This window comes from Streptomyces violaceoruber, from assembly GCF_033406955.1.
GTDB lineage: Bacteria > Actinomycetota > Actinomycetes > Streptomycetales > Streptomycetaceae > Streptomyces > Streptomyces violaceoruber.
The window spans coordinates 5,481,151-5,506,831 of record NZ_CP137734.1 but is presented as its reverse complement, the minus strand read 5'-3'; the positions used below and the strand labels follow the sequence as shown (position 1 = coordinate 5,506,831).

At 72.2% G+C, this 25,681-nt stretch carries 21 protein-coding genes; 8 read left to right on the top strand and 13 right to left on the bottom strand.

Going from position 1 to position 25,681, the window contains the following annotated elements; genetic code table 11:
* Positions 1–114: 114 nt before the first annotated feature.
* Both chpD and rdlA read right to left on the bottom strand, forming a co-directional pair.
* Positions 115–342, bottom strand: a complete 228-nt coding sequence (gene chpD, locus R2E43_RS24625) for a chaplin ChpD (RefSeq protein WP_011028536.1) — start codon at positions 340–342, stop codon at positions 115–117.
* A gap of 287 nt (positions 343–629) precedes the next feature.
* Entirely contained in the window at positions 630–1,025 is a 396-nt protein-coding gene (gene rdlA / locus R2E43_RS24620) for a rodlin RdlA (RefSeq protein WP_003976082.1), read from the bottom strand.
* 262 nt (positions 1,026–1,287) lie between these two features.
* Here rdlA and rdlB point away from each other — a divergent pair, with 262 nt between their 5' ends.
* Positions 1,288–1,689 (top strand): rodlin RdlB, encoded by a 402-nt coding sequence (gene rdlB / locus R2E43_RS24615; protein WP_003976081.1) that lies wholly within the window; start codon positions 1,288–1,290, stop codon positions 1,687–1,689.
* Between the two features lie 96 nt (positions 1,690–1,785).
* Here the strand turns inward: rdlB and R2E43_RS24610 are convergent, their stop codons facing one another.
* From R2E43_RS24610 to R2E43_RS24590, 5 genes are all read right to left on the bottom strand, one after another.
* Positions 1,786–3,714 carry an AMP-dependent synthetase/ligase gene (locus R2E43_RS24610; protein WP_093456179.1) on the bottom strand — a complete coding sequence of 643 codons (1,929 nt, stop codon included), beginning with the start codon at positions 3,712–3,714 and terminating at the stop codon, positions 1,786–1,788.
* A 169-nt stretch (positions 3,715–3,883) separates the two neighbouring features.
* Entirely contained in the window at positions 3,884–5,482 is a 1,599-nt protein-coding gene (locus R2E43_RS24605; protein WP_030866238.1) for a vWA domain-containing protein, read from the bottom strand.
* Positions 5,483–5,713: 231 nt separating this feature from the next.
* Positions 5,714–6,613, bottom strand: a complete 900-nt coding sequence (locus R2E43_RS24600) for an ABC transporter permease (RefSeq protein WP_011028540.1) — start codon at positions 6,611–6,613, stop codon at positions 5,714–5,716.
* Positions 6,610–9,261, bottom strand: a complete 2,652-nt coding sequence (locus R2E43_RS24595; protein ID WP_162495162.1) for a CocE/NonD family hydrolase — start codon at positions 9,259–9,261, stop codon at positions 6,610–6,612. Before R2E43_RS24595 ends, R2E43_RS24600 begins: the two co-directional genes overlap by 4 nt.
* Positions 9,262–9,511: 250 nt before the next feature.
* A complete protein-coding gene (locus R2E43_RS24590; protein WP_332056566.1) occupies positions 9,512–10,942 on the bottom strand; it encodes an APC family permease in 1,431 nt (476 codons plus the stop codon).
* 344 nt (positions 10,943–11,286) lie between these two features.
* On the opposite strand from R2E43_RS24590, the gene R2E43_RS24585 reads away from it, so the two are divergent.
* On the top strand, positions 11,287–12,144 hold the full coding sequence (locus tag R2E43_RS24585; protein WP_011028543.1) for a lipoprotein: 858 nt from the start codon (positions 11,287–11,289) through the stop codon (positions 12,142–12,144).
* Between the two features lie 57 nt (positions 12,145–12,201).
* On the opposite strand, the gene mmsA is transcribed toward R2E43_RS24585, so the two are convergent.
* Together mmsA and R2E43_RS24575 are read right to left on the bottom strand one after the other, a co-directional pair.
* Complete coding sequence (mmsA, locus tag R2E43_RS24580; RefSeq protein ID WP_011028544.1) at positions 12,202–13,704, bottom strand: CoA-acylating methylmalonate-semialdehyde dehydrogenase; 1,503 nt, start codon at positions 13,702–13,704, stop codon at positions 12,202–12,204.
* A 14-nt stretch (positions 13,705–13,718) separates the two neighbouring features.
* Positions 13,719–13,841, bottom strand: a complete 123-nt coding sequence (locus R2E43_RS24575; protein WP_016326276.1) for a hypothetical protein — start codon at positions 13,839–13,841, stop codon at positions 13,719–13,721.
* A 642-nt stretch (positions 13,842–14,483) separates the two neighbouring features.
* On the opposite strand from R2E43_RS24575, the gene R2E43_RS24570 reads away from it, so the two are divergent.
* The 4 genes from R2E43_RS24570 to R2E43_RS24555 all read left to right on the top strand — a co-directional run bounded on the left by R2E43_RS24570 (position 14,484) and on the right by R2E43_RS24555 (position 18,006).
* Positions 14,484–14,675, top strand: a complete 192-nt coding sequence (locus R2E43_RS24570; RefSeq protein ID WP_016326277.1) for a helix-turn-helix transcriptional regulator — start codon at positions 14,484–14,486, stop codon at positions 14,673–14,675.
* A gap of 95 nt (positions 14,676–14,770) precedes the next feature.
* Complete coding sequence (locus tag R2E43_RS24565; protein ID WP_173668728.1) at positions 14,771–15,370, top strand: GNAT family N-acetyltransferase; 600 nt, start codon at positions 14,771–14,773, stop codon at positions 15,368–15,370.
* A 75-nt stretch (positions 15,371–15,445) separates the two neighbouring features.
* The gene (locus R2E43_RS24560) at positions 15,446–15,688 is read left to right on the top strand and encodes a heavy-metal-associated domain-containing protein (protein ID WP_016326279.1); all 243 of its coding nucleotides are present in this window, start codon (positions 15,446–15,448) and stop codon (positions 15,686–15,688) included.
* A 35-nt stretch (positions 15,689–15,723) separates the two neighbouring features.
* Positions 15,724–18,006, top strand: a complete 2,283-nt coding sequence (locus tag R2E43_RS24555) for a heavy metal translocating P-type ATPase (RefSeq protein WP_332056565.1) — start codon at positions 15,724–15,726, stop codon at positions 18,004–18,006.
* Positions 18,007–18,044: 38 nt separating this feature from the next.
* Here R2E43_RS24555 and R2E43_RS24550 read toward each other — a convergent pair whose 3' ends face one another.
* Both R2E43_RS24550 and R2E43_RS24545 read right to left on the bottom strand, forming a co-directional pair.
* Entirely contained in the window at positions 18,045–18,644 is a 600-nt protein-coding gene (locus tag R2E43_RS24550) for an anthrone oxygenase family protein (RefSeq protein WP_265697765.1), read from the bottom strand.
* Positions 18,641–19,480: an SDR family oxidoreductase gene (locus R2E43_RS24545; protein ID WP_332056564.1), complete on the bottom strand. Its 840-nt coding sequence runs from the start codon at positions 19,478–19,480 to the stop codon at positions 18,641–18,643. Before R2E43_RS24545 ends, R2E43_RS24550 begins: the two co-directional genes overlap by 4 nt.
* A gap of 132 nt (positions 19,481–19,612) precedes the next feature.
* On the opposite strand from R2E43_RS24545, the gene R2E43_RS24540 reads away from it, so the two are divergent.
* Together R2E43_RS24540 and R2E43_RS24535 are read left to right on the top strand one after the other, a co-directional pair.
* Positions 19,613–20,650 carry a LysR family transcriptional regulator gene (locus R2E43_RS24540; protein WP_332056563.1) on the top strand — a complete coding sequence of 346 codons (1,038 nt, stop codon included), beginning with the start codon at positions 19,613–19,615 and terminating at the stop codon, positions 20,648–20,650.
* A 51-nt stretch (positions 20,651–20,701) separates the two neighbouring features.
* On the top strand, positions 20,702–21,184 hold the full coding sequence (locus R2E43_RS24535) for a hypothetical protein (RefSeq protein WP_003976065.1): 483 nt from the start codon (positions 20,702–20,704) through the stop codon (positions 21,182–21,184).
* Positions 21,185–21,826: 642 nt separating this feature from the next.
* On the opposite strand, the gene R2E43_RS24530 is transcribed toward R2E43_RS24535, so the two are convergent.
* Together R2E43_RS24530 and recD2 are read right to left on the bottom strand one after the other, a co-directional pair.
* Positions 21,827–23,116 carry a citrate synthase gene (locus tag R2E43_RS24530; protein ID WP_003976064.1) on the bottom strand — a complete coding sequence of 430 codons (1,290 nt, stop codon included), beginning with the start codon at positions 23,114–23,116 and terminating at the stop codon, positions 21,827–21,829.
* A 237-nt stretch (positions 23,117–23,353) separates the two neighbouring features.
* Positions 23,354–25,615 carry an SF1B family DNA helicase RecD2 gene (gene recD2 / locus R2E43_RS24525; RefSeq protein ID WP_319121426.1) on the bottom strand — a complete coding sequence of 754 codons (2,262 nt, stop codon included), beginning with the start codon at positions 25,613–25,615 and terminating at the stop codon, positions 23,354–23,356.
* Positions 25,616–25,681: the final 66 nt, after the last annotated feature.

Genomic DNA, 25,681 nt, shown 5'->3' with positions numbered 1-25,681 from the left:
AGACGGCCGGAGAACGCTCCGGGAGGACGGGCTGCAAGAAGGGGAAAAGCCGGCCCCGAACCAAACGAGTTGGCCAAGGCCGGCCATGACGCAGCCGGTCGGTGCGGAACGACGTCAGTCGTTCTCGCACTTGTTGCCGAACGCCGGGTTCAGCAGACCAACGACGTTGATGCTGTTGCCGCACACGTTGACGGGAACGTGCACGGGAACCTGGATGACGTTGCCGGACAGGACGCCCGGGGAGCCTACGGCGGCACCCTCGGCGCCGGCGTCGGCGAAGGCCGGGGCGGCCATGCCGAGGGCCATGATCGCGCCCGCGACGACAGCAGCGCTCTTCTTCATGAACTTTCCCTTCTCTGCGGTCATGCCTGAATGACGGCCGAAACCGCGCGAGCACAGCATTGACGGCTCGCACCATGACCTGCAGCCTGCAAACGAGGAATTGACGGCCGGGGAAACTTACGAACGTGGGACACCCCGAAATTCACTCGGATGCCTCACGATCCGGTCCGGCCGTTCCCCCAGGAGAGCGACGACGTCGTTCCGCTCCCCGGCGAAATCCCGTCCCGTTCACGGCCGGGCGGCCCACGCGGAAGTCAGCGGGCCGCCCGTACCGGGCTGGGCTGGGCTCAGCGGCCCTCGCCGTTCGCCGACAGCACCGACAGGTCCTCCAGGACGTGCGACAGGGCGCCGTCCCGCTTGGCCTGCGTGGAGTTGTCCGCGCACTGCTGGTTCAGGTCGTCCGCCAGGACGTTGATGTCCTGGATCGGCACGAGGTTGATGACGGCGACGTTGACGTCCTCGACACCGAGGCACGGCTTGTTCAGCGTGCCCTCGACCAGCGACAGCTGGGGGCTCATGTCGCCCTTGGTGGCCGAGTTGCCGAACGCCGACTCGGCGCCGTTGCCGTTGGCCACGGCCGGCCCGTTGTCGTCCCCGATGGCCAGGGCCTGGGGAGCGGCGGCAGCCGACATGCCGATCACAGAAGCGGCAGCCGCCGCGGCGACCATTGCCTTCTTGAGCACTTCGCGTTCCTTTCGTCGTAGCGACGCACTGTCCTACGGCCTCATCAACCCGGTGCGCGATGATTGGTTGCGGGCGTTCACCCGGTTGGCCCGCACGGGATCTCAAAAACGCCGCAAAAATCCCCGGAATCCCGGGAGGAAACGCGGACCCGCACACATTTCCCGTTGTCCGCCGACGGAGTGAACGGGAGAAACCCGGCCGGACCCACGGAGTTGACCAGTGAGCTCCGGTGGACGGGGTTTCCTCAGAAAGGACTGGCCAGTGATCAAGAAGGTAGTTGCCTACGCGGCGATCGCCGCCTCCGTCATGGGTGCCTCCGCTGCCGCGGCCCCGCAGGCGATGGCGATCGGCGACGACAGCGGGCCCGTCTCCGCCAACGGGAACGGCGCCTCGCAGTACTTCGGCAACTCGATGACCACGGGCAACATGAGCCCGCAGATGGCGCTCATCCAGGGCTCGTTCAACAAGCCGTGCATCGCGGTCAGCGACATCCCGGTCAGTGTCATCGGTCTGGTGCCGATCCAGGACCTCAACGTCCTGGGCGACGACATGAACCAGCAGTGCGCCGAGAACTCGACGCAGGCCAAGCGCGACGGTGCGCTCGCCCACCTCCTGGAGGACGTCTCGATCCTGTCCTCCAACGGCGAGGGCGGCAAGGGCTGACATCGCCCCGGGGCGGGCCGCCGAGCACTTCGGCGGCCCGCCCTTTCGCATGCCTGCATGCCTGCATGCCCGGACGCCGGGTCGCCGGGTCGCCGATCAGCGGCCCGGCGTCGCGTACAGCGCTTCGATGTCGTCCGCGTACGCCGCGACGGCCGCGTGCCGCTTCACCTTCAGAGACGGGGTCAGCAGGCCGTTCTCCTCGGTGAACTCGCCCTCGACCAGCCGGAAGGCGCGGATCGACTCGGCCCGGGAGACGGCCGCGTTGGCGTGGTCCACGGCCTTCTGGACGTCCGCCCGCATCCTGTCGTCCCGGACGACCTCGGACATCGGCGTCTGCGCGGGCAGCCCGCGCACCGCCAGCCAGTGGGCGACGGCGTCCGGGTCGAGGGTGATCAGAGCGGCGACGAAGGGCCGGTTGTCGCCGACGACCAGGCACTGGGCGACGGGTGGGCGGCTGCGCAGGCGGTCCTCCAGGACGGCCGGGGAGACGTTCTTGCCGCCGGAGGTGACCAGGAGGTCCTTCTTGCGGCCGGTGATGGTGAGGTAGCCGTCGGCGTCGAGGGAGCCGAGGTCGCCGGTGGCGAACCAGCCGTCGGTGAGGGCCGCGTCGGTGGCCTCCGGGTTGCCCCGGTAGGCGCCGAAGACGATGCCGCCCTTGACCAGCACCTCGCCGTCGTCCGCGATGCGCACGGCGGTGCCGGGGACCGGGGGGCCGACGGTGCCGGGGCGGGGGCCGAGCGGCGGGACGATGGTGGCGGCCGCGGTGGTCTCGGTCAGGCCGTAACCCTCGTAGATCATGATTCCGGCGGCGTAGAAGAACAGGGTGAGTTCGCGCTCCAGCGGGGAGCCGCCGCTGATGGCGTAGCGCATCCGGCCGCCGAGTTCCTTGCGCACCCGGCGGTAGACCAGCAGGTCGTACAGCGCCCAGCCGGCCCACAGGCCGGGGGTGGGGCCCTTGCCGCGGCCCAGGAAGCGGTCCAGGTGGGCGGCGCCGAAGCGGACCGCGAGGCGGTGGGCGCGTTCGAAGGAGGCGCCGCGGCCGATCCTCTCGGCGGTCGCCCGGCCGGTGTCGTGGATCTTCTCGAACAGGTACGGGACGCCGACCAGGAAGGTCGGGCGGAACGCCTTGAGCGCGGGGCGCAGTTCGTCGGGCCTGATGCTCGGGAAGTGGCCGATCTCGATGCGGGCCAGCAAGCAGGAGATCTGGATGGTGCGGCCCAGGATGTGGGCCAGCGGCAGGAAGAGGAGGGTCGAGGCGGTCTGGCCGGTGACCTCCTTGAAGATCGGGTGCAGCAGCTCGACCGTGTTGGCGGCCTCGGCGTGCAGGTTGGCGTGGGTGAGGACGCAGCCCTTGGGGCGGCCGGTGGTGCCGGAGGTGTAGCAGACGGTGGCGACCGTGTCCGGGGTGAGGGCGGTGCGGCGCTTGGTGACCTCTTCGTCGCTCACGCCCCGGCCGAGGGCGGTGAGGTCGGCGAGCGCGCCGGCGTCCAGTTCCCACCCGCGCGGGCGCTCGGGGTGGCCGGCGGTGCCGGCCCGGACGGTGGCGCTGTTGGCGGCGGTCTCCGTGACGGCGTACCGGGCGCCGGAGTCGCGGACGATCCACTCGACCTGGTCGGCCGAGGAGGTGGCGTACACCGGGACGGTCTGGCCGCCGGCCGCCCAGATCGCGAAGTCCAGGACCGTCCACTCGTAGCGGGTGCGGGACATGACGGCGACCCGGCCGCCGGGTTCCAGGCCGGCGGCGATCAGCCCCTTGGCCACGGCGGTGACCTCGCGGGCGAACTCCTCGGCGGTGACGGGCCGCCAGACGCCGTCCACCTCGCGGCGCAGGACGACGGCGTCCGGGGCCTCGGCGGCGTTGGTGAACGGGATGTCGGCGGTGCTGCCCGTGGCGGGGCGGGACGCGAGGGCGGCGGTGCGGGCCTCGCGCACGGTGCCGTCCGCGTCCCTGACGGTCTCGGTCCTGGTGCGGGACGCCAGGTCGCCGCTCTCTCTCGCCCGTTTCAGGTCCCTGCGTACGCCCATGACGGCTCCCGGTCGCGGTCGGACTGCTGCGCGCTGTCGCGTGTACTCGGCTGCGAACTCACCTACGAACTTACTTCGGAGTAAACTTACTCGCGCGTAAGGAAACGTCAATGGGCGCACCCGCCCCGCCGGCCCGCCCCGTCGGGCCGGCCGGGTCGGGCCGGCCGGATCAGGCCAGCCGGTTCGCCTCCTCGATCGCCTCGGCCAGTTCACGCAGGTCCGCGTTCTCGGTGCGGTCCGCCAGGCCGTCGGCCCGCTCGGAGAGTTCGGACAGGCCCGGTGCGCCCGGCAGGGAGCCGCCGTCGCCGCCCGGGGACCGGAGCGCGTCGGCGAAGTAGGCCGCGGTCGCCGTGACCCGCAGCCCGCGGCCCGACTCCCAGACGGAGCCGTCGAGGGCGTCGCTCGCCACGTCGCCGGACTCCTCGTGCGGGGTGCGGCTGTCGGGGTCGAGCCAGCGGACGGTGGCCGTGGCGAGGTGACCGTCGGCGCCGGGCCTGGTGCGGACGGCGTACAGGGCGGTGACCGTGTGGCCGGGGCCGACCTCGCCGCCGTCGACGCGGTCGTCGCGGAAGTCCTCGTCGGCGACCTGGCGGTTGTCGTAGCCGACGAGCCGGAACTCGGCGACGGTCTCCGGGTCGAAGGCGACCTGGGCCTTGGCGTCGCGCGCGGTCAGCTCGATGTGGCGCGGGAGCTGCTCGGAGAAGACCTCGCGGGCGTCCTCGGTGGTGGAGACGTAGGTGGTGTGGCCGTCGCCCTTGTCGGCGAGGCGTTCCATCAGGGCGTCGCCGTAGTCGCTGCCGACGCCGACGCCGAAGAGGGTGATGCCGTGTTCGCGGCGCTCGGTGGCGATGCGTTCGAGGATGGTGTCCGCGTCGGTGTCGCCGGTGTTGGCGAGGGCGTCGGAGACGAGGACGACGCGGTTGGTGGCGCCCTCGCGGCGGCCCTCGACGGCGGTCTCGTAGCCGGTCTCCATGCCGGCGCCGAGGTTGGTGGAGTCGGTCGGCTCCAGGCCGTCGATCGCGTCGTGCACGCGGCCGCGGTGGTCGCCGAGCCGGGTCATGGGCAGGACGGTCTCGGCCTCGTCGCTGAAGGTGACGAGCGCGACGGAGTCGTCGTCGCGCAGCCGGTCGGTCATGGTGCCGAGCGCCTCCTGGGCGAGGTCGAGGCGGCCGGGTTCGCCCATGGAGCCGGAGATGTCGATGACGAAGGTCAGGGCGGCCGGCGGGCGTTCGCTCTGCCGCTCGGCGGGGCGGGTGGCCAGGCCGACGCGGACCAGCGACCAGTCCTCGTCGTCGGTGCGGGCGCCGTCCACGGTCACCGAGAAGCCGTCGCCGTCCGGGCGGTCGTAGTCCTGGCGGAAGCTGTTGACGAACTCCTCGGGGCGGACCGTGGCCGGGTCGGGCAGCCGCCCCTCGGACAGGGTGCGGCGGGCGTAGCCGTAGGAGGCGGTGTCGACGTCGAGGGCGAAGGTGGAGAGGTGGTCGGGGTCGGGCGCGATCTCGCGGGAGTCGCCGTTCTTCTCCCCCTCGCCGCTCCCGGGGGCACCCGTGCCGCCGTCGTAGCGCTGCTCGCCCTCGCCGCGCGGGCGGTCGGGAGCGGGCATCGGGGCCGAGCCGCCCCGCGAGTCGGCCGCGGTGTCCTTCGCCCCGTTCGACCCGTCGTCCGTCCCCCCGCAGCCGGTGAGCAGCAGCCCGCCCGCCAGGGTGAGCGCGAGCAGCGCGGTCGCGCCGCGCAGCCCCCACTTCCCGTCGGTCCCGTACCGGTTCATCGTCCGTCCCCCTGTGCTTGTTCGGCGCCGGTGTACGTGACTGTGACGGGGCGGCGGGGCGAAACGTGCGGCACGGGGTGTTACGGCTGCGTCTCGAAGCGGGCACGGGGGCGGGCCGCTGGGTCTGCCCGGCGGATCAGGTCGCAGGAAAGACGCGGTGCCTCATCGACCCCGCGTCTGCGGCATGATCCGCCGGGCAGTCCCTGGACCGGTGGGTGATCCTCCGTTGACCTAGGAGACGACGTCCTTGCGGGCGAAACCCCGGAAGGCCAGGGCGAACAGCACCAGCGCGTACGTTACCGAGACGGCCGTGCCCTGGATCATGCCCGACCACTCGGGGTTCGGCTGGACGGCGTCCGCCCAGGCGAACTGCCAGTGCGCGGGCAGGAAGTCGCGCCAGTGGCCGAGCGCGGTCACCGCGTCCAGGACGTTGCCGACGATGGTGAGGCCGACGGCGCCGCCGACCGCGCCCAGCGGGGCGTCGGTCCGGGTGGACAGCCAGAACGCGAGCCCCGCGGTGACCAGTTGGGACACGAAGATGTACGCCACGACCACCACCAGGCGCTGCGCGGCCGTCCCCGGGGCGAGCGAACCGCCGGTGGGGATGGCCAGCGGCCCCCAGCCGTAGGCGACCGTGCCCACGGCCAGCGCCACCAGCGGCAGCAGCACCATCGCGGCCAGGCTCAGCCCGAGCCCGACGGCCAGCTTGGACGCGAGCAGCCGGGCGCGCGGCACCGGCGCGGCGAGCAGGTAGCGCAGGGAGGACCAGCTCGCCTCGGAGGCCACGGTGTCCCCGCAGAACAGGGCGACCGGGACGACCAGCAGGAAGCCCGCCGACACGAAGAGGTTGACGGCGGCGAAGTTGGCGCCGGAGGCGGTGGCGGTGTCCATCAGGGTGATGCGGTCGCCGGGGCCCTCCGGCTCGCCGCCGATCGCGAAGGCGACGACGAGCACGAACGGCAGCACGGCGAGGATCGCGCCCATGGCCAGGGTGCGGCGCCGCTTGAGCTGGCGCACCAGTTCCACCCGCAGGGGCAGCGTGCGGCCCGCCCGGTAGCCGGACGCGGAGTCGGACGCCGACGCCGGTCCGGGCGCGGGTCCGGTGGTGGCCGGCTTGGTGGGCGTGCTCATGCGGAACCTCCGATCAGGGTGAGGAAGGCGTCCTCCAGGCGGCGGTGCGGGCCGACCGACGCCACGGGGATCTCCAGCCGGACCAGTTCGGCGACCAGGCCGGGCGCCGTGCCGCCGGGGTCGAGGCGGACCAGGAGCCCGTCGTCGGTGTGCACGACCGAGGCGACGCCGGGCAGGGCGGCGACCTTGTCCACGAGCGGTTCGTCCACGGGCAGGCCGGTGCCGACCAGGAGGGTGTCGCCGGAGCCGATGATCTCGGCGACCGGGCCCGCCTGGACCAGCCGGCCCCGGTCCATGACCACGAGGTGGGTGCAGGACTGCTCGACCTCGGCCAGCAGGTGGCTGGAGACGATCACGGTGCGCCCGGCCGCCGCGTAGCGGATCATCACCTCGCGCATCTCGCGGATCTGCGGCGGGTCCAGGCCGTTGGTCGGCTCGTCGAGGATGAGCAGGTCGGGCAGGTTGAGCATGGCCTGGGCGATGGCGAGGCGCTGGCGCATGCCCTGGGAGTAGGTGCGCACCGCGCGGGCGAGCGCGTCGCCGAGACCGGCGATCTCCAGGGCCTCGTCGAGGTGGGCGTCCTCGGGCGGGCGGCCGGTCGCCCGCCAGTACAGCTCCAGGTTCTCCCGGCCGGACAGGTGCGGCAGGAAGCCCGCGCCCTCGACGAAGGCGCCGACCCGGGACAGCACCGGGGCGCCGGGCCGGATGGCGTGGCCGAAGACCCGGATCTCGCCGTCGTCCGGTTTGATCAGGCCCATCAGCATCCGCAGGGTGGTCGTCTTGCCCGCGCCGTTGGGCCCGAGCAGGCCGAGCACCTGCCCCTTCTCCACGCGGAAGGACAGCTCCCGCACCGCGTACCGCTCGGCGGACCCGGCGTAGCGCTTGCTCAGGCCGGTGATCTGCAGGGGTACGTCGGCGAGGGCCGGGTCGGGTGCCGGTGCGGCGGTGCGGCGGCGGCCGGTCCACAGCAGGGCCAGGGCGACGGCGGCACCGGCCAGGGGCAGCCACCAGACCCACGCGGGCAGCGGCGCGGCGGCGGTCGTGACGCCGGGGGCGGTGGGCACCTCCAGGTCGCCCTCGAGGGAGACGGTGTACGTCGCCGGGGCGGCCGGGGAGGCGTAGCCGAGGTCGGTGGAGGCGAGGACCAGGCGGAGGCGGTGGCCCTTCTGCACCTCGTGGTCGATCGCCGGGAGGGTGACCGTGACGTCCTTGCCCGCCTTGGCGTCCTCGACGCGCACGGGGGTCACCAGCTGCGACGGGAGCACGGGCGAGGTGCCGCCGGGGCCGACGTCGTACACCTTGGCGAACAGGACGGCGTCCTCGGTGGTGGAGCGGACGTGGACGGTGGCCGTCGGGGAACCGGTGATCCGCAGGTCGTCCCCGACCGGGGCGGACTCGAACGCGGCGTACTGGCCGGGGAAGTCCAGGGAGATGCCGACGCCCAGGGAGGAGAGTTGGGAGAGCCCTCCGGCGCCGCCGATGCCGGGCAGGGCGGAGACGGCGGGCGGGTTGGCGCCGGCCGGGTTGTCGACGCTCTGCTCGCGGCCGCGCAGGGGCACGGAGCGCTGTCCGTTCGCCAGACCCGGGTAGTGGTCGGCGCTCGCGCCGCGCAACTGGGCCTGTCCGTCGGTGGAGTCGACGCCTCCGGTGCGGGTGACGCGGAAGGCCGGGCCGGTGCCGGCGCCCTCGTCGTCCTTGAGGTAGCGGTCGAACCAGTCGTCGATGCGGGCCTGGACGCGGTCGGTCTCCAGGTCGCCGCCGTCGTGGCCGCCCGCGATCCAGTCGACGTCCACGGGGGCGCCGTTGGCCCGGATCGCCTTCGCCGCGGCGTCGGCCTGACCGAGCGGGAAGAGGGAGTCGGTCTGGCCCTGCATGAGCAGGGTGGGCACCTTGATCCGCTCGCCCACCGCCTGCGGACTGCGCTCCTCGAGGAGCTTCACCGCCTCGGCGTCGGGTGTGCCGGACTCGGCGACCCGCTGGTACATGCGGCACAGGTCCGCCTCGAACCGGTCGCAGCCGCCGCCGGAGTTGACGAAGATGCCGGCCCACAGCTTCTTGAAGACGCCGTTCGGGAACAGCGCGTCCGCCAGGTTCCAGTACGTGATGGCGGGAGCGACGGCGTCCACCCGGGTGTCGTGCCCGGCGGCGAGTAGCGCGACCGCACCGCCGTAGGAGCCGCCCGCGACGCCCACGCGGGGGTCGCCGTCCTTGTCGAGCCGGACCTGGGGCTGCCGGGCGAGCCAGTCGATCAGCCGGGACACGTCGGCGACCTCGCCGTCCGGCGCGTTCAGCCCGATCTTCCCCGTGGACTTCCCGAAGCCGCGCGCCGACCAGGTGAGGACCGCGTACCCGTCCCGGGCGAGGTCCTCGGCCTGCTCCCGCACGTCGTCCTTGCTGCCGCCGAAGCCGTGCGCGAGCAGGACGGCGGGGCGGCGGCCGCCGGAGCCCGCCGTGAAGTACGAGGTGTCCAGGCGTACGCCGTCGCCCACCGCCATGACCCGGTCGGCGCGGCGCACCGGGGCCGGGTCGTCACCGGCGACGGCCGTCCACGTCCCGGCGCCGGCGAGCACGACGACGGCGGCCGCGGCGGAGAGCATCCGCCGCGGCCCCCGTAGCAGCCCTCGCACGCGGGGCAGTCGAAGATCCATGTGTCAACGGTACGGGCCGCCGCCGACGACGGGGGCCGCCCCGGGGCTGAACCGGCGGCCCTCCCACGGAAGTACGCGGCCGCCCGCGCGTACCACGGGCGCGGTAGGCCGGCCGGGGTCCGGCGGGCGGTCCCGCCGTGCGGACCGTCATGCCCCGCGGACCTTCATGCCCTGCGGACCTTCATGCCCTGCGGACCGTCACACCCCCGCGGACCGTCACGCCGCGCGGACGATCACGCCCCGCGGACCGTCACGGCCCGGCGGGCTCGCGGACGTCCTGCGGGACGGTGACCAGCCAGCGGGTGTCGCGGCGCGGGCGCAGGTACAGGGCCCAGTACAGGGTGGCGACGGCCGCGATGGAGCCGGTCAGCAGCAGGTGGCTCGCCTCCTGCTGGGTCAGGACGTAGGCGAGGACCGCGATCAGCAGGACCGGCACCACCGGCCACAGGGGCATGCGCCACGCGTGCGCGTGCCGGTGTGCGCCGCGCCGGGACAGCAGGGCGGCGACCGCGACCAGCAGGTACATGGCGGTCACCGAGACGCCGGTGACGCCGTACAGGGTGTCGAGGTCGACGTAGCACAGCGCCGCGCCCGGCACGCCGACGGCGAGGGTGGCGACCCACGGGGAGCCGAACCGGCCGAGCCTGCCGAGGAGTCCGTTGACCGGCGCGGGCCAGGCCTTGTCGCGGGCGGAGGCGAACAGCACGCGCGAGTTCTGGATGACCATGACGATGCCCGCGTTGACGATGGCGAGCGCCACGCACAGGCTGACGAAGGTGCCGACGGCGGAGTTGGACCAGGCGGTGACCATGGCGCTGATGTCGCCGCCGGTCAGTTCGGCCAGGTCGGAGGCGCCGAAGGTGATGGCGACGACCGGGACCAGGATGATCACCGTGGAGATGGCGAGGGTGGCCAGCACCGTGCGGGCGACGTTGCGGCGCGGGTTCTCCAACTCCTCGGAGAGGTAGACGGCGGTGGAGAAGCCCTGCGTGATGAACAGGACGATGGCGAGCCCGGAGACGACCAGCATCGCCGTCACGGGGTCCGCGCCGCCGCCCGTGCCGCCCACCTCCATCGACACCAGGCTGCCGGGCCCGCGCTCGGCGTGCGCGAAGCCCAGCACCGCGACGACGGCCGCGGCGATGACCTCCAGGACCAGGAAGACGCCGGTGATCCAGGCGTTGGCACGCAGGTCGAGCAGCCCGGCGAGGGTGGCGAGCAGCATGACGCCGGCGCCGGCCAGCGAGGGGTCGAGGTGCAGGACCGGTTCGAGGTAGTCGGCCGTGCCCATGGCGATCACCGGGGGCACGATCATAACGACCAGCAGGGACAGCACGAAGACCAGCCAGCCCGCGAGGCGTCCGGCCATCGTCGACACCATCGCGTACTCGCCGCCCGCGCTGGGGACGAGGGTGCCCAGTTCCGAGTAGCAGAAGGCCACGGCGACACAGAGCAGGGAGCCGACGGCGATGGTCAGGGCGGTGGCGGTGCCGAGCGAGCCGAAGAGGTCCGGGACGACCACGAACAGCGTGGAGGCGGGGGTCACGCACGAGAGCGTCAGGAGCGTGCCGCCGACGACCCCGATGGAACGCTTGAGGGTCCGGGACTCCGAAGGGGCCTGAGGTGCCGGAGTGTCCGGGGGCACGGCGGCGGTCTCGGCGGGGCGGAGCGTGTCGGTCATGGAGCGGTTCCGATCGACTCGTGCGGCGTGGTTCGCGAGGGAGCGCTATCGCCTCCGGCGGCTGGGTCGTACGTGGTTCTGGTCCGCTCCCGACGCCAGATGGAATCCCGACGAAAACCGCTGCGTCAATGGGTGTTTACCTACGGAAACCGTTGATCAAGACCGTCCGTACATCCGGAAACAGCAACATCACCCTTGACGCAACGGGAGTTTGAGCCGTGCGGGAACCGTAGGAGGCGGGCCGAAAAAACCCGTCGCCGTCCGGTATCCGGACGCTGTCGGTGGGGGCCGGTAGAGTCCCTCGCACAGTTGAATCACAGGGACACGGCAACGGGTGGGGACTCATGAAGCTGAAGTACACCGCGGCCTGGGTGGGGCTCACGGCGGCCGCGATGGTGGCGGCGACCGCGTGCGGCTCGGACGGTGCGAAGACGGCGGCCGGGACGGCCGACAAGGCCGTGGACAAGGGGACCGCGGTCATGGCGGCCCTCACCCGGGCCACCGACCGGACCGAGGAGCTGGGCTCCGCCGAGGTCAGGACGACGACCGAGCTGGACGCGACCGGCGGCGAGCCGATCTCCATGGACGGCACCTACTCCTGGGGCGACGGCGCGGCCATGGACGTCGAGATGGACACCGCCGCCGCGCAGATGAGCGCCCTCCAGGACGACCCGACGACGCGGGTCGTCATGGTCGACGGCGCCTACTTCTACGACGTCGATCCCCAGCCGAACGGCCCGCTGGCGGGCAAGGAGTGGATGCGCGTCGACGTCGCCGCCGTGACGGGCGAGGCGGGCGCCGACAACATGGCGGCCAACGCCGACCCGACGGCGACGCTGCGCTACATGACGGCCTCCACGGAGGTGGCGGATCTCGGCGAGGAGACCGTCCTCGGCAGGAAGACCACGCACTACCGGGGCAGCGTCGGCGCGGAGCACGTCGAGAGGTCCAAGCTCACCGAGGCCGAGAAGAAGGCCGCCATCGCCGCCCTGAAGGCCAGCGGCGGGAAGCTGACCTGCGACATCTGGGTCGACGGCAAGGACCTGCCGGTGCGGATCACGCAGACCGGCGCCGGGATGACCGTGAAGATGGACTTCGTGAAGTTCGGGGCCACCAAGGAGATCACGGCTCCGCCCGCCGCCGAGACCGGCGACCTCACCGAGCAGGTCACGAAGCAGCGGGACGCGGCTATCGGCCAGTGACCCGCGACGCCCCCGGTCCGCCGTGCCGCTCGGCGGGCCGGGGGCGTGCGCGCCGCCTCAGTGGTTGCGCGGGAAGCCCAGGTCCACCCCCGCCGGGGCGTCGGCCGGGTCCGGCCAGCGGGTGGTGACGACCTTGCCGCGGGTGTAGAAGTGCGTGCCGTCGTTGCCGTAGATGTGGTGGTCGCCGAAGAGCGAGTCCTTCCAGCCACCGAAGGAGTGGTAGCCCACCGGGACCGGGATCGGCACGTTCACGCCGACCATGCCGGCCTCGATCTCCAGCTGGAAGCGGCGGGCCGCGCCGCCGTCCCGGGTGAAGATCGCGGTGCCGTTGCCGAACGGCGAGGCGTTGATCAGGGCCACGCCCTCCTCGTACGTGTCGGCGCGCAGCACGCACAGGACGGGGCCGAAGATCTCGTCCTGGTACGCCTTCGCGGTGGTCGGCACCCGGTCGAGCAGGGAGATGCCGATCCAGTGCCCGTCCTCGTGGCCGTCGACCGTGTAGCCGGTGCCGTCCAGGACGACCTCGCAGCCCTCGGCCGCCGCGCCCGCGACGTAGGAGGCGACCTTGTCGCGGTGCGCCTTGGTGATCAGCGGGCCCATCTCGGAGGACGGGTCGGTGCCGGGGCCGATCTTGATCTTCTCGGCGCGCTCGCGGATCTTCTCCACCAGTTCGTCGCCGACGGCGCCGACCGCCACGACCGCGGAGATCGCCATGCAGCGCTCGCCGGCCGAGCCGTAGGCCGCGCTGACCGCCGCGTCGGCCGCCGCGTCGAGGTCGGCGTCGGGCAGCACCAGCATGTGGTTCTTGGCGCCGCCGAGCGCCTGCACGCGCTTGCCGTTGGCGGAGGCGGTGGTGTGGATGTAGCGGGCGATCGGGGTCGACCCGACGAAGGAGACCGCCTTGACGTCCGGGTGCTCCAGGAGTCGGTCCACGGCCACCTTGTCGCCGTGCACGACGTTGAAGACGCCGTCCGGCAGACCCGCCTCGGAGAGCAGCTCGGCGACCTTCACGGCGGCCGACGGGTCCTTCTCGCTCGGCTTGAGCACGAAGGTGTTGCCGCAGGCGATGGCGATCGGGAACATCCACAGCGGCACCATCGCCGGGAAGTTGAACGGCGTGATGCCCGCGACGACACCGAGCGGCTGCCGGATCGAGGACACGTCCACGCGGGTCGCGACCTGCGTCGACAGCTCGCCCTTGAGCTGCACGTTGATGCCGCAGGCCAGGTCTACGATCTCCAGGCCGCGCGCGACCTCGCCGAGCGCGTCGGAGTGCACCTTGCCGTGCTCGGCGGTGATCAGCTCGGCGATCTCGTCGCGGTGCGCGTCCAGCAGCGCCCGGAAGCGGAAGAGGATCGAGGTCCGCTGCGCCAGCGAGGACTGCCCCCAGGTCAGGTACGCCTCCCTGGCGGCGGCGACCGCGGCGTCCACCTCGTCGACGGAGGCGAAGGCGACCTTGGTGGTGACCTCGCCGGTCGCCGGGTTCGTCACCGGCCCGTACGTGCCCGAGGCGCCTTCGGCGGTCTTGCCGCCGATCCAGTGGTTGACGATGTTCGTCATGACCGAGAACTCCTTCACAGATGGCGGCGACGGGTCGAGACGTGCCGTAGGTGCAGCTGACGCAGTTCGCGCGGCAGACGCTGTTCGCGCTGCTCACGGGCCGGGACCGGGGACGGTCGGGTCGCGGTCTCGGCCATGACTCCATCCCAGCAGCCGGGCGCCGCGGGCGCGCCCGACACTGTGTCTGCGGTTTGGGTGTCCGCGTAGACACGTGGGGCAGTGTGGGCGGCCCGCGTCGGGACGCGAGGTGGGAACCTCCGGCGCGGAGCCGGTGCGAGCGGGGAGTTGGCGCTCGTGCCTCGCTCCTGCCAGGGCGAGGCCGCCTTCCCGCGCCGGAGGCGTTCGGTGGGGGAACCGGCGCCCCGGCCGTGTGCCGTCGGGTCGTGCGCCATCGCGTTCCCTCCTTGCCCGCGCCCTTGCGTCACCCCGGTTTCTAGCCCCGTGCGTGCGGCCTGTCAATGTTTTGTCCGGACATTCGGACGACGTAGTCCGAGTGGCGGTGGAGGGGCGTACGGCGGAACACCTCCGTCCGCCGCAGTCAACGCGCCGCGCCTGAACGACGGCGTACGCCTGTGTGGCACTCGTGTCACAAAAGCGCCCGCCGCGTCACACATGTCACGCGCACGCGGGTCTTCCGTCACACCCGGGAACGGGCCCTGACCGTCCGTCACCCCGCGTCGTTCACCCGGAACAGGCTTGGTGATCGCCAGCGCAGCGCCCGGCTCCCCCCGGCGGCCGTCCCCGGCCGCCGCCGCGGCGCGCGCAGGGAGGTGCGACTAGTGACCGACCGAAGGCTCTGGTCCTACAAGGACATCGCGGCCCACATCAAGGTCCAGCCGGACACCGTTCGGTCGTACCGCAAGCACGGGCTACTGCCCCCGCCCGACCACGTGGAGGGCGGAAAGCCGTACTGGTACGCGGAGACGGTCCGGGCCTGGGTGGCGTCCCGCCCCCGCAACCGCAACCGGTAGCGACGGGACGACGGAGGGGCGCAGGAGCGGAGGGGCGGAGGGGCGGAGGGAAAACCGTTCAGTGCCCCACCGCCGGGTGGGGCACAGTGCCGTGCATGGACTTCTCCGAGAAACCCGTGCTCACCGGCGACAGGACCGTCCTGCGGCCGTTCACCGCCGAGGACGCCGACACGATGTGGGAGATCGTCAACGACCCCGAGGTGGTCCGCTTCACCTTCGAGCCCTCCACCGAACTCACCCTGGACGGACTGCGCTCCTGGTACGGCGTGCGCACCGCCGATCCCGACCGGCTCGACCTGGCCGTCACCGACCGCGCCACCGGCGAACTCGTCGGCGAGGTCGTCCTGTACGAGTGGGACCCGGCGGCCCGCGGCTGCACCTTCCGGACCCTCGTGGGACCCCGGGGACGCGGCCGCGGGCTGGGCAGCGAGGCGACGCGGCTCATCGTCGGGCACGCCTTCGAACGGGTCGGCCTGCACCGGGTCCAGCTGGAGGTCTACGCCGACAACGCGCGGGCCCGGCGGGTGTACGAGAAGGCCGGTTTCATGGTGGAGGGGGTGCGCCGGGAGGCCGCCCTGCGGGGCGGCGCGTGGGTGGACGGCGTACTGATGGCGGTCCTCGACCACGAGTGGGAGGCGCGGGCACGCACGGACGCGACGCAGGTGACGGGTGAGCCTCGCCTTTATACCCCCTAGGGGTAAGGTGGGGTGAGTGGTCCAGGACCGGACCACGGGTACCCGCCCTGTGCACACCCGACGAGGAGTAACGACATGACCGCCCAGACCGACACCACCCAGGACTCCGTCACCACCGTCTACAAGGTGAGCGGAATGAGCTGCGGCCACTGCGAGGGCGCCGTCTCCGGCGAGATCTCCGAGATCGCGGGCGTCGCCTCCGTACAGGCCGTCGCCTCCACCGGCGAGGTCACCGTCGTCTCCGGGGCACCCCTGGACGACGCCGCCGTGCGCGCCGCCGTCGACGAGGCGGGCTTCGAGCTCGTCGGCCGGGTCTGAGCCCGGCGCACCCATCCCGTTCTGGAGTCCGGACCATGACCAGCACCACCGCGGACACGCGCACCTCCACGACGGCCACCGGGCCCGATCCCGGCGTCGCCGAAGTCGAGCTGCTCATCGGCGGGATGACCTGCGCCTCCTGCGCGGCCCGCGTCGAGAAGAAGCTCAACCGCATGGACGGTGTCACCGCCACGGTGAACTACGCGACCGAGAAGGCCCGGGTCAGCTACCCGGCGACCACCGGGGTCGCCGACCTGATCGCCACCGTCGTGAAGACCGGGTACACGGCCGAGGAGCCCGCGCCGCCACCGGAGCCCGCCGACGAGGCCGGGGCCGGGGAGCGCGGCACCGGGGACGGCGGGAGCGACCCGGAACTGTCGGCCCTGCGTCAGCGCCTGCTGGTCTCCGTCCTCCTCGCCGCCCCCGTCGTGCTGCTCGCGATGGTCCCGGCGCTCCAGTTCGACAACTGGCAGTGGCTCTCGCTCACTCTGGCCGCGCCCGTCGTGGTCTGGGGCGGGCTGCCCTTCCACCGCGCCGCCTGGACCGGCCTGCGGCACGGCGCGGCCACCATGGACACGCTGGTCTCGCTCGGCACGCTGGCGGCGTTCGGCTGGTCCCTGTGGGCGCTGTTCTTCGGGGACGCGGGCATGCCGGGCATGCGGCACGGCTTCGACCTCACCGTCTCCCGCACCGACGGCACCTCCGCGATCTACCTGGAGGCCGCCGCCGGGGTCACCGCCTTCCTGCTCCTGGGCCGCTGGCTGGAGGCCCGCTCCAAGCGCCGCGCGGGGGCCGCCCTGCGGGCGCTGATGGAGCTGGGCGCCAAGGACGTGGCCGTACTGCGGGCCGGGCGCGAGGTGCGGATACCGGTGGCCCGCCTGGCGGTGGGCGACCGGTTCGTCGTACGCCCCGGCGAGAAGATCGCCACCGACGGCACGGTGGCCGAGGGCGCCTCGGCCGTGGACGCCTCGCTGCTGACCGGCGAGTCCGTGCCGGCGGACGTCGCCGTCGGCGACACCGTCACCGGCGCCACGGTCAACGCCGGGGGCCGGCTGGTGGTCGAGGCGACCCGGGTGGGCGCGGACACGCAGCTGGCGCGGATGGCGAAGCTGGTGGAGGACGCGCAGAGCGGCAAGGCGCAGGTGCAGCGGCTCGCCGACCGGATCTCGGGGATCTTCGTCCCCGTCGTGCTGCTGATCGCGTTCGCCACCTTCGGCGGCTGGCTCGGTGCCACCGGTGACACGGTCGCCGCGTTCACCGCGGCCGTCGCCGTCCTGATCATCGCCTGCCCGTGCGCGCTGGGCCTGGCCACCCCGACGGCGCTGCTGGTCGGCACCGGTCGCGGCGCCCAGCTCGGCATCCTCATCAAGGGCCCGGAGGTACTGGAGAACACGCGCCGCGTCGACACGGTCGTCCTGGACAAGACCGGCACCGTCACCACCGGCCGCATGACCCTGCACGAGGTGTACGCCGCCGAGGGCACCGACGAGGAGGAGCTGCTGCGGCTCGCGGGCGCCGTCGAGCACGCCTCCGAGCACCCGGTGGCACGCGCGATCGCCGCCGGCGCCGAGGCACGGCTCGGCACGCTGCCGGGCGCCGAGGACTTCGAGAACGTCCCCGGGCGCGGTGCACGCGCCCGCGTGGCGGGCCGTGAGGTGGCCGTGGGGCGCCTCCACGACACCCTGCCGCCCGAGGTGTCCCGGGCCAGGGACGAGGCCGAGCAGCGGGGCCGTACGGCCGTCGTCGTCGGCTGGGACGGCGCGGCGCGCGGGGTGCTCGCCGTGGCGGACGCGGTCAAGGAGACCAGCGCCGAGGCGGTGGCCGGGCTGCGCCGGCTGGGTCTGACCCCGGTCCTGCTGACCGGCGACAACCGCCGGGTGGCCGAGTCGGTCGCGGCGGCCGTCGGCATCGACGAGGTGATCGCCGAGGTGCTGCCCGAGGACAAGGTCGCGGTGGTGGAGCGGCTGCGGGCCGAGGGCCGTACGGTCGCCATGGTCGGCGACGGCGTCAACGACGCGGCCGCCCTCGCCACCGCCGATCTGGGCCTGGCGATGGGCACGGGGACGGACGCGGCGATCGAGGCGGGCGACCTGACGCTGGTGCGCGGTGACCTGCGGGTGGCGGCGGACGCGATCCGGCTCTCCCGGCGCACCCTGGCCACGATCAAGGGCAATCTCGTGTGGGCCTTCGGCTACAACGTGGCCGCGCTGCCGCTGGCCGCCGCCGGGCTGCTGAACCCGATGATCGCGGGGGCGGCGATGGCCTTCTCCTCGGTCTTCGTGGTCACCAACAGCCTTCGGCTGCGCGCTTTCCGATAGCCCCGCACCGGCCGCCGACCGGGCCGCCGCACCCCTGTTCACGTGCTGCGCGCGCCGGCCGTGAAGGGCCGCTCGTGACCGGCGCCGTACCCGTACGCCGGCGACGTGCCGGAGGTGGACGCTGCTGCCCGGTCGGTGCGGACCCGGTCCGCGCCGTACAGGACCAGGGCCCAGGCCAGGCAGGCGAAGGCCGCCGTGTGCAGCAGCGCGCGCACGATGTTCCAGGCGACCCAGGCCGCCTCGAACCGTTCGCGGACGGCGGCCAGGTCGCCGATGGAGTCCGGTGCGCCGGCCCGCTCCAACTGGTCGTTGAGCGGGACGTTGGCCGCGACGGTCACCGCGAACGCGACCAGGTACAGCACGAGCGCGGCGACGAGCCAGGGCAGCGCCGGCCGCCCGTGGCCGCGCCGGGCGAGGAACACCGCCAGAGCGATCAGCGGGATCGTCCCCACGAAGGGGAGCATGAACACGGGGTTGAGTATCGCCTTGTTGATGCCCTGCATCGTCGCGACGAACGTGTGGTCGGAGGTACCGCGCAGCCCCGGCATCACGGAGTAGGCGAAGGCTGCGAAGAGCCCCGCCATCAGGCCGGAGGCGATGACGGCGGCGAGCAGGGTACCGGTCTGCGTGGTTTTCACGAGGCAGCCCCGGGGGTCCAGACGCCGGTGGCCGCGGCCTCGGCGACGTGGTCGGTGAAGTCGCGGGCCGGCCGGCCGAGGACCTGCCGGACGCCGTCTCCGAGATAGGCGTTGCGGCCGTCGAGGACGCTCGTGAACAGGTAGGTCAGCAGGTCGGTGACGGCGTCCGGGACGCCGTGCGCGGCGAGTTCGGCCGCGTAGGCCTCCGCGGGGACGGTGACGTAGCCGATCTCGCGGCCGGTCGCCGCGCCGATCGCTGCCGTGGCCTGCGCGAAGGTGAGCAGCCGGGGCCCGGTCAGGTCGTAGGTGCGGCCGGTGTGCCCGCCTTCGGCCAGGACGGTGGCGGCGACCTCGGCGATGTCGTCGGCATCGACGAACGGCTCCTGGACGTCCCCGACCGGCAGCGCGAGTTCCCCGTCGAGGACCGGGCCGAGGAAGTCGCCCTCGCTGAAGTTCTGGGCGAAGAACGAGGCACGCAGGACCGTCCATTGCGCACCCGAGGCCGCCAGCGCCTTCTCGCACGCCTCGGCCTCCGGCTCACCGCGCCCGGAGAGCAGCACGAGGCGGCGTGCTCCGGTCCGTACGGCGAGTTCGGCGAAGGCGCCGATCGCCTCGGGGGCGCCGGGCACGGCGAGGTCCGGCTGGTAGGTGACGTAGACGGCGTCCACGCCGGTCAGGGCGGGCTGCCAGGTCGTGGAGTCGTTCCAGTCGAAGGGGATTCCGCCGGTCCGTGAGCCGATCCGGACCACGTGGCCGCGACCGGTCAGCCGGCGCACGACACGGCGTCCGGTCTTTCCGGTTCCGCCCAGGACCAGGGTGAGTGCGGGGGACGTCATGGTGATCGCCTTTCGTGGATGGCGCTTCGGGACCGCGTTCCTGCGGTGTGCTCACAGCCTCGGCCACCCGGGAATCGCCATCAATTGGCAATCGTGCAAGGATCGTTGACCCGTGGGTTGACGGTGGGGGGCGTGGTGGAGCGGCGTGAGATCGAGATCTTCCTGACGGTCGGCGAGGAACTCCACTTCGGGCGCAGTGCCGAGCGGCTGCACGTCTCGGTGGCCATGGTCAGCAAGACGGTCCAGAAGCTGGAGCGGTCGGTCGGCGCGGCCCTCTTCGAGCGGACCAGCCGACGGGTGGCCTTCACCGCGATCGGGCGGCGCCTCTTCGAGGATCTGAAGCCCGCGCACCAGGCGGTCCTGGACGCCTTCGCGCGAGCCGTGGCCGCGGGCCGGGGCGTGGACGGGGTGCTGCGGGTCGGGTTCCTGGGGACGGCCACCGCGGAGTTCGTGGTGCGCGCGGCGGAGCTGCTGCGGACCCGGCATCCGGGATGCGAGGTACGGCTGCACGAGAGCCGCTTCACGGACGGGACGGCGCCACTGCGCGACGACGTGATCGACGTTCTGCTCATCGACAACTTCGCGGCTCCGCTATCGACGCTCGCACCCGAGCACGGCGCGGGCCCGGTGCTGTTCCGGGAGGCGCCGATGCTCGCCGTCTCGGCACGGCATCCCCTGGCCCGGCGGGAGGCGGTGGACGTGGCGGAACTCGCGCGGTACGAGGTGCTGCGGCCGCGGGCGGCTGCGGAACAGGCGGTGCGGGCCTCCACTCCCGGGCAGGCGGCCCGATGGGTCGCTCCGGAGGGCGCGGAGCGGTTGTTCGCCGCAGGGCGGGCGGATGCGCCGTCGTTCCCCCTCGGCGGAGCGCCGGGGGGCCGGGCCGCCGGGAGGAGCACGGAATTCGGCAGTGTCCAGGAGATGTGGGCGCTGGTCGGCGCGGGCCACGGGGTCTTCCCCGTCCCGACCCACGCGAGTGTGTACGACGCCCGCCCCGACGTGGCGTTCGTCCCGGTCGAGGGCGCCCCGGTATACGAGTGGCGCCTGGTCTGGCTCGCCGCGGCGGACAACAACCGCGTCCGCGCCTTCTCCGAAGCGGCCTGCGACTACGTGGCGGCGCACCCCGATCCGCTGACCGCGACCGCGCGGGCGCCGCGGGGCTCCCGAGCATAATGATCAGCGCTGACAGCGCAGCACCAAGCAGTACTACAACGGGGAGTCGACGTGCAGAACACCACCAGCGGGCCTGCCCTCATAGCCGTGGCGGTCGTGGGCCTGGTGGTGCGGCAGCAGCTGCGTACCCGTCCTGTGCGGCGTACCGGCTCACTGATCGCCCCTGTGGTCCTCGGTGTCCTCGGGGTGGCCGGGCTCGCCTTCGGTATCGCCTCGGTCGACGAGCACCACCCCCTGACCGTGCCGGCCGTCGTCCTCCTGGTGGCGAGCCTGGCCGTCGCGGCGTCCTTCGGCGCGGCCAGGGCCCGGACCGTACAGATCTGGCGTGGGCCCGGGAGCGAGGTGCTGCGCAAGGGGACGGCGGCGACGACCGGACTGTGGATCGCCTCGGCCGCCACCCACATCGGGCTGGCGCTGTGGACGGACCGGGCGGCCGGAGCCGGACTGCTGGGGGCCGCGTCGTTGTACGCGTATCTGGCCATCGGCCTGGGGACGCAGAACCTCCTGGTGCGCAGGCGCGCCGCCGCGCTGTGACAGGGGGCGGACGAGCCGCGACGACTGGTCCGCATTTCATGCAGGTCGTGGGGCTGCGCCTCTGGAGTCCGGCACGCGCCTCACATAAGCTCTTCACAAGGCTCGCGCATCTTCCCTACGCTTGAGGCCCGTGCGACGTACGGGGCTCTTGCGCACCTAACGGACATATGCAAGAGACGCAGATCACAGTGATGCGAACGTAACCATCGAAGGGGTTCGAAGGTCTAAGTTGGCGATGTCAGGCAGCGTCTTGGGGGGCGCCACCTGGCATCTGGGGATGTCTTGGGGGACTTTCCCAGAGGTGCGTTGCCGGGACACGTACACCGGGAAGCTTTGAGCGGCCCTCCCGGGCGTGCGCTGTCCCGGCAGACCGCGCGGCAAGCACGACCAGCAGCACCAGCAGCACAGCACGACACAGCGAATTCAGGCGCTGTCCTCACAGACGCCCGGCCGGATCCCGTGGGGGGAATCCGCACCGGGACATGGGAAGGCGCCCTGGATCGTCGGCCCGTGGGGGGACCGGCGCCAGGGCGCCTTCTGCTGTCCGGGTCCGTTCGGGCGACACGCCACGGCACGGAAAAGTCCCGTACCACTCGGGGCGGTACGGGACTCACCAGACGCGCTGCGGGGGTGCCGTGCGGCTCAGCGCTCCTCGACGGGGACGAAGTCGCGCTCGACGACGCCCGTGTAGATCTGGCGCGGGCGGCCGATGCGGGAACCCGGCTCCTTGATCATCTCGTGCCACTGGGCGATCCAGCCCGGCAGCCGGCCGAGGGCGAACAGGACCGTGAACATCTCGGTCGGGAAGCCCATGGCCCGGTAGATCAGACCGGTGTAGAAGTCGACGTTCGGGTAGAGGCTGCGCGAGACGAAGTAGTCGTCGGAGAGCGCGTGCTCCTCCAGCTTCAGCGCGATGTCCAGCAGCTCGTCGGACTTGCCGAGCGCGGAGAGCACGTCGTGCGCGGCGGCCTTGATGATCTTGGCGCGCGGGTCGAAGTTCTTGTAGACCCGGTGGCCGAAGCCCATCAGGCGGACGCCGTCCTCCTTGTTCTTCACCTTGCGGATGAAGGAGTCGACGTCGCCGCCCGCGTCGCGGATGCCTTCCAGCATCTCCAGCACCGACTGGTTGGCGCCGCCGTGCAGCGGGCCCCACAGGGCGTTGATGCCGGCGGAGATCGAGGCGAACATGTTCGCCTGCGAGGAGCCGACCAGGCGGACCGTGGAGGTCGAGCAGTTCTGCTCGTGGTCCGCGTGCAGGATCAGCAGCTTGTCGAGGGCCGCGACGACCGTCGGGTCCAGCTCGTACTCCTGCGCCGGGACCGAGAAGGTCATGCGCAGGAAGTTCTCGACGTAGCCGAGGTTGTTGGCCGGGTAGACGAACGGGTGGCCGATCGACTTCTTGTACGCGTACGCCGCGATCGTCGGAAGCTTCGCGAGCAGCCGGATCGTGGAGAGGTTGCGCTGCCGCTCGTCGAACGGGTTGTGGCTGTCCTGGTAGAAGGTGGACAGCGCCGAGACCACCGACGACAGCATGGCCATCGGGTGGGCGTCGCGCGGGAAGCCCTTGTAGAAGTTCTTGACGTCCTCGTGCAGCAGGGTGTGCTGCGTGATCTCGCCCTTGAACGCGGACAGCTCGTCGACCGTCGGCAGCTCGCCGTTGATCAGCAGGTAGGCCACCTCCACGAAGGAGGAGCGCTCGGCCAGCTGCTCGATGGGGTAGCCGCGGTACCGGAGGATGCCGGCTTCGCCGTCCAGATAGGTAATGGCGGATTTGTAGGCGGCGGTGTTGCCGTAACCGCTGTCCAGCGTCACCAGACCGGTCTGGGCGCGGAGCTTCCCGATGTCGAAGCCCTTGTCACCGACGGTGCTGTCGATCACCGGGTAGGTGTACTCGCCGTCGCCGTACCGCAGTACTACAGAGTTGTCGCTCACGTCTTCCCTCACCGACGTAGTGCCTCATCTTCGAGGTGCCCTGACTGTCTCTACCATCCCCCACTTGGCTCAGGAGAGTGCACTCGGGGTCGACCATCGGGCCTATTGGCGGCACTCAGTGCCGCCAACTTCCTCATCCTGCCCCCTCCGGGGCCCATCCGGAAGTGCTGTGTGACCTTTCCGACTCGTTTGATCGATCATCTTTTTCACACGGTCCGGGAGGTTTACCGGAAGGTTTCAGGTCCGGGGCCCCGCCAACCGGAAGTCGAGCGCCGTGCACCGCCTCCCGGCCGACACCGTCCGCACCGCCTGCCCGATCGCCTTGCGCGACCCGACGAGGACGACCAGCCGTTTCGCCCGGGTGACCGCCGTGTACAGCAGGTTCCGCTGGAGCATCATCCAGGCCCCGGTCGTCACGGGGATCACGACGGCCGGGTACTCGCTCCCCTGGGACCGGTGGATGGTGACCGCGTACGCGTGGGCCAGTTCATCGAGTTCGTCGAAGTCGTACGGCACCTCCTCGTCCTCGTCCGTCAGCACGGTGAGGCGCTGGTCGACCGGGTCGAGCGAGGTGACGACGCCCACGGTGCCGTTGAAGACGCCGTTCTCGCCCTTCTCGTAATTGTTGCGGATCTGGGTGACCTTGTCGCCGACCCGGAAGACCCGTCCGCCGAACCGCTTCTCGGGCACGTCCGGGCGCCCCGGGGTGACGGCCTGCTGGAGCAGCCCGTTCAGCGTCCCGGCACCGGCGGGTCCCCGGTGCATCGGCGCCAGCACCTGCACGTCCCGGCGCGGGTCGAGCCCGAACTTCGCGGGGATGCGCCGCGCGGCGACGTCCACCGTGAGCCGCCCGGCCTCCTCGGTGTCGTCCTCGACGAAGAGGAAGAAGTCCTTCATCCCGTCGGTGAGGGGGTGCTGCCCGGCGTTGATCCGGTGCGCGTTGGTGACGACGCCGGACTGCTGGGCCTGCCGGAAGACGCGGGTGAGACGGACGGCGGGCACGGGGCTGCCCGGGGCCAGCAGGTCCCGGAGCACCTCCCCCGCCCCCACGCTGGGCAACTGGTCGACATCGCCGACGAGCAGCAGGTGGGCGCCGGGCGGGACGGCTTTCGCGAGCTTGTTGGCGAGGAGCAGATCGAGCATCGACGCCTCGTCCACCACCACCAGGTCCGCGTCGAGCGGCCGCTCCCGGTCGTAGGCGGCGTCACCGCCGGGCTTCAGCTCCAGCAGGCGGTGCACGGTGGACGCCTCGGCGCCGGTCAGCTCGGCGAGCCGCTTGGCGGCCCGGCCGGTGGGCGCGGCCAGCACGACCTTCGCCTTCTTGGCCCGCGCCAGCTCCACGATGGACCGCACGGTGAAGGACTTGCCGCAGCCGGGCCCGCCGGTGAGCACGGCGACCTTCTCGCTGAGCGCGAGCTTGACGGCCTCCTCCTGCTCGGGCGCGAGGTCGGCGCCCGTGCGCCGCTTCAGCCACCCGAGCGCGTTGTCCCAGGCCACGTCCCGGAAGCCGGGCATCCGGTCCTCGTCGGTGTGCAGGAGGCGCCGCAACTGCCCCGCCAGGGCCAGCTCGGCCCGGTGGAAGGGGACGAGGTAGACGGCGGTGACGGGCTCGCCGCCCTCGGAATGGGGCACCTTCTCCCGCACGACCCCGGGGTCGCCGTCCGGGTCCTCGGGCTCGTCGGCCAGCTCCCCGAGGCACTCGATGACGAGCCCGGTGTCCACCTGGAGCAGCTTCACCGCGTCGGCGATCAGCTTCTCCTCGGGGAGGTAGCAGTGCCCCTGGTCGGTGGCCTGGGACAGCGCGTACTGCAGGCCGGCCTTCACCCGCTCCGGGCTGTCGTGCGGGATCCCTACGGACTGGGCGATCTTGTCGGCGGTGAGGAAGCCGATGCCCCACACATCGGCGGCGAGCCGGTAGGGCTGGTTCTTCACGACGGAGATCGACGCGTCCCCGTACTTCTTGTAGATCCGCACCGCGATGGAGGTGGACACCTCGACGGTCTGGAGGAAGAGCATGACCTCCTTGATCGCCTTCTGCTCCTCCCAGGCGTCGGCGATCTTCTTGGTCCGCTTGGGCCCGAGGCCGGGCACCTCGATGAGCCGCTTGGGCTCCTCCTCGATGATCGTGAGGGTGTCCAGCCCGAAGTGCTGCGTGATCCGGTCGGCGAAGATCGGCCCGATGCCCTTGACCAGCCCGGACCCCAGATAGCGCCGGATGCCCTGCACGGTGGCCGGGAGCAGCGTCGTGTAGTTCTCCACGTGGAACTGCTTGCCGTACTGGGGGTGCGACCCCCAGCGCCCCTCCATCCGCAGCGACTCCCCCACCTGCGCGCCGAGCAGCGCGCCGACGACGGTCAGCAGATCGCCGGCGCCTCTGCCGGTGTCGACGCGGGCGACGGTGTAGCCGTTCTCCTCGTTGGCGTACGTGACACGCTCCAGGACGCCTTCGAGGGTGGCGAGCCGCCTCTCACCGGGGGCCGCGGGGGGCTGGTTGGGCATGATCCGACGGTACCGGTGGGGACTGACAGGGCGGCCGGAGAGTCTCCATCTCAGTACTCTGGGCTC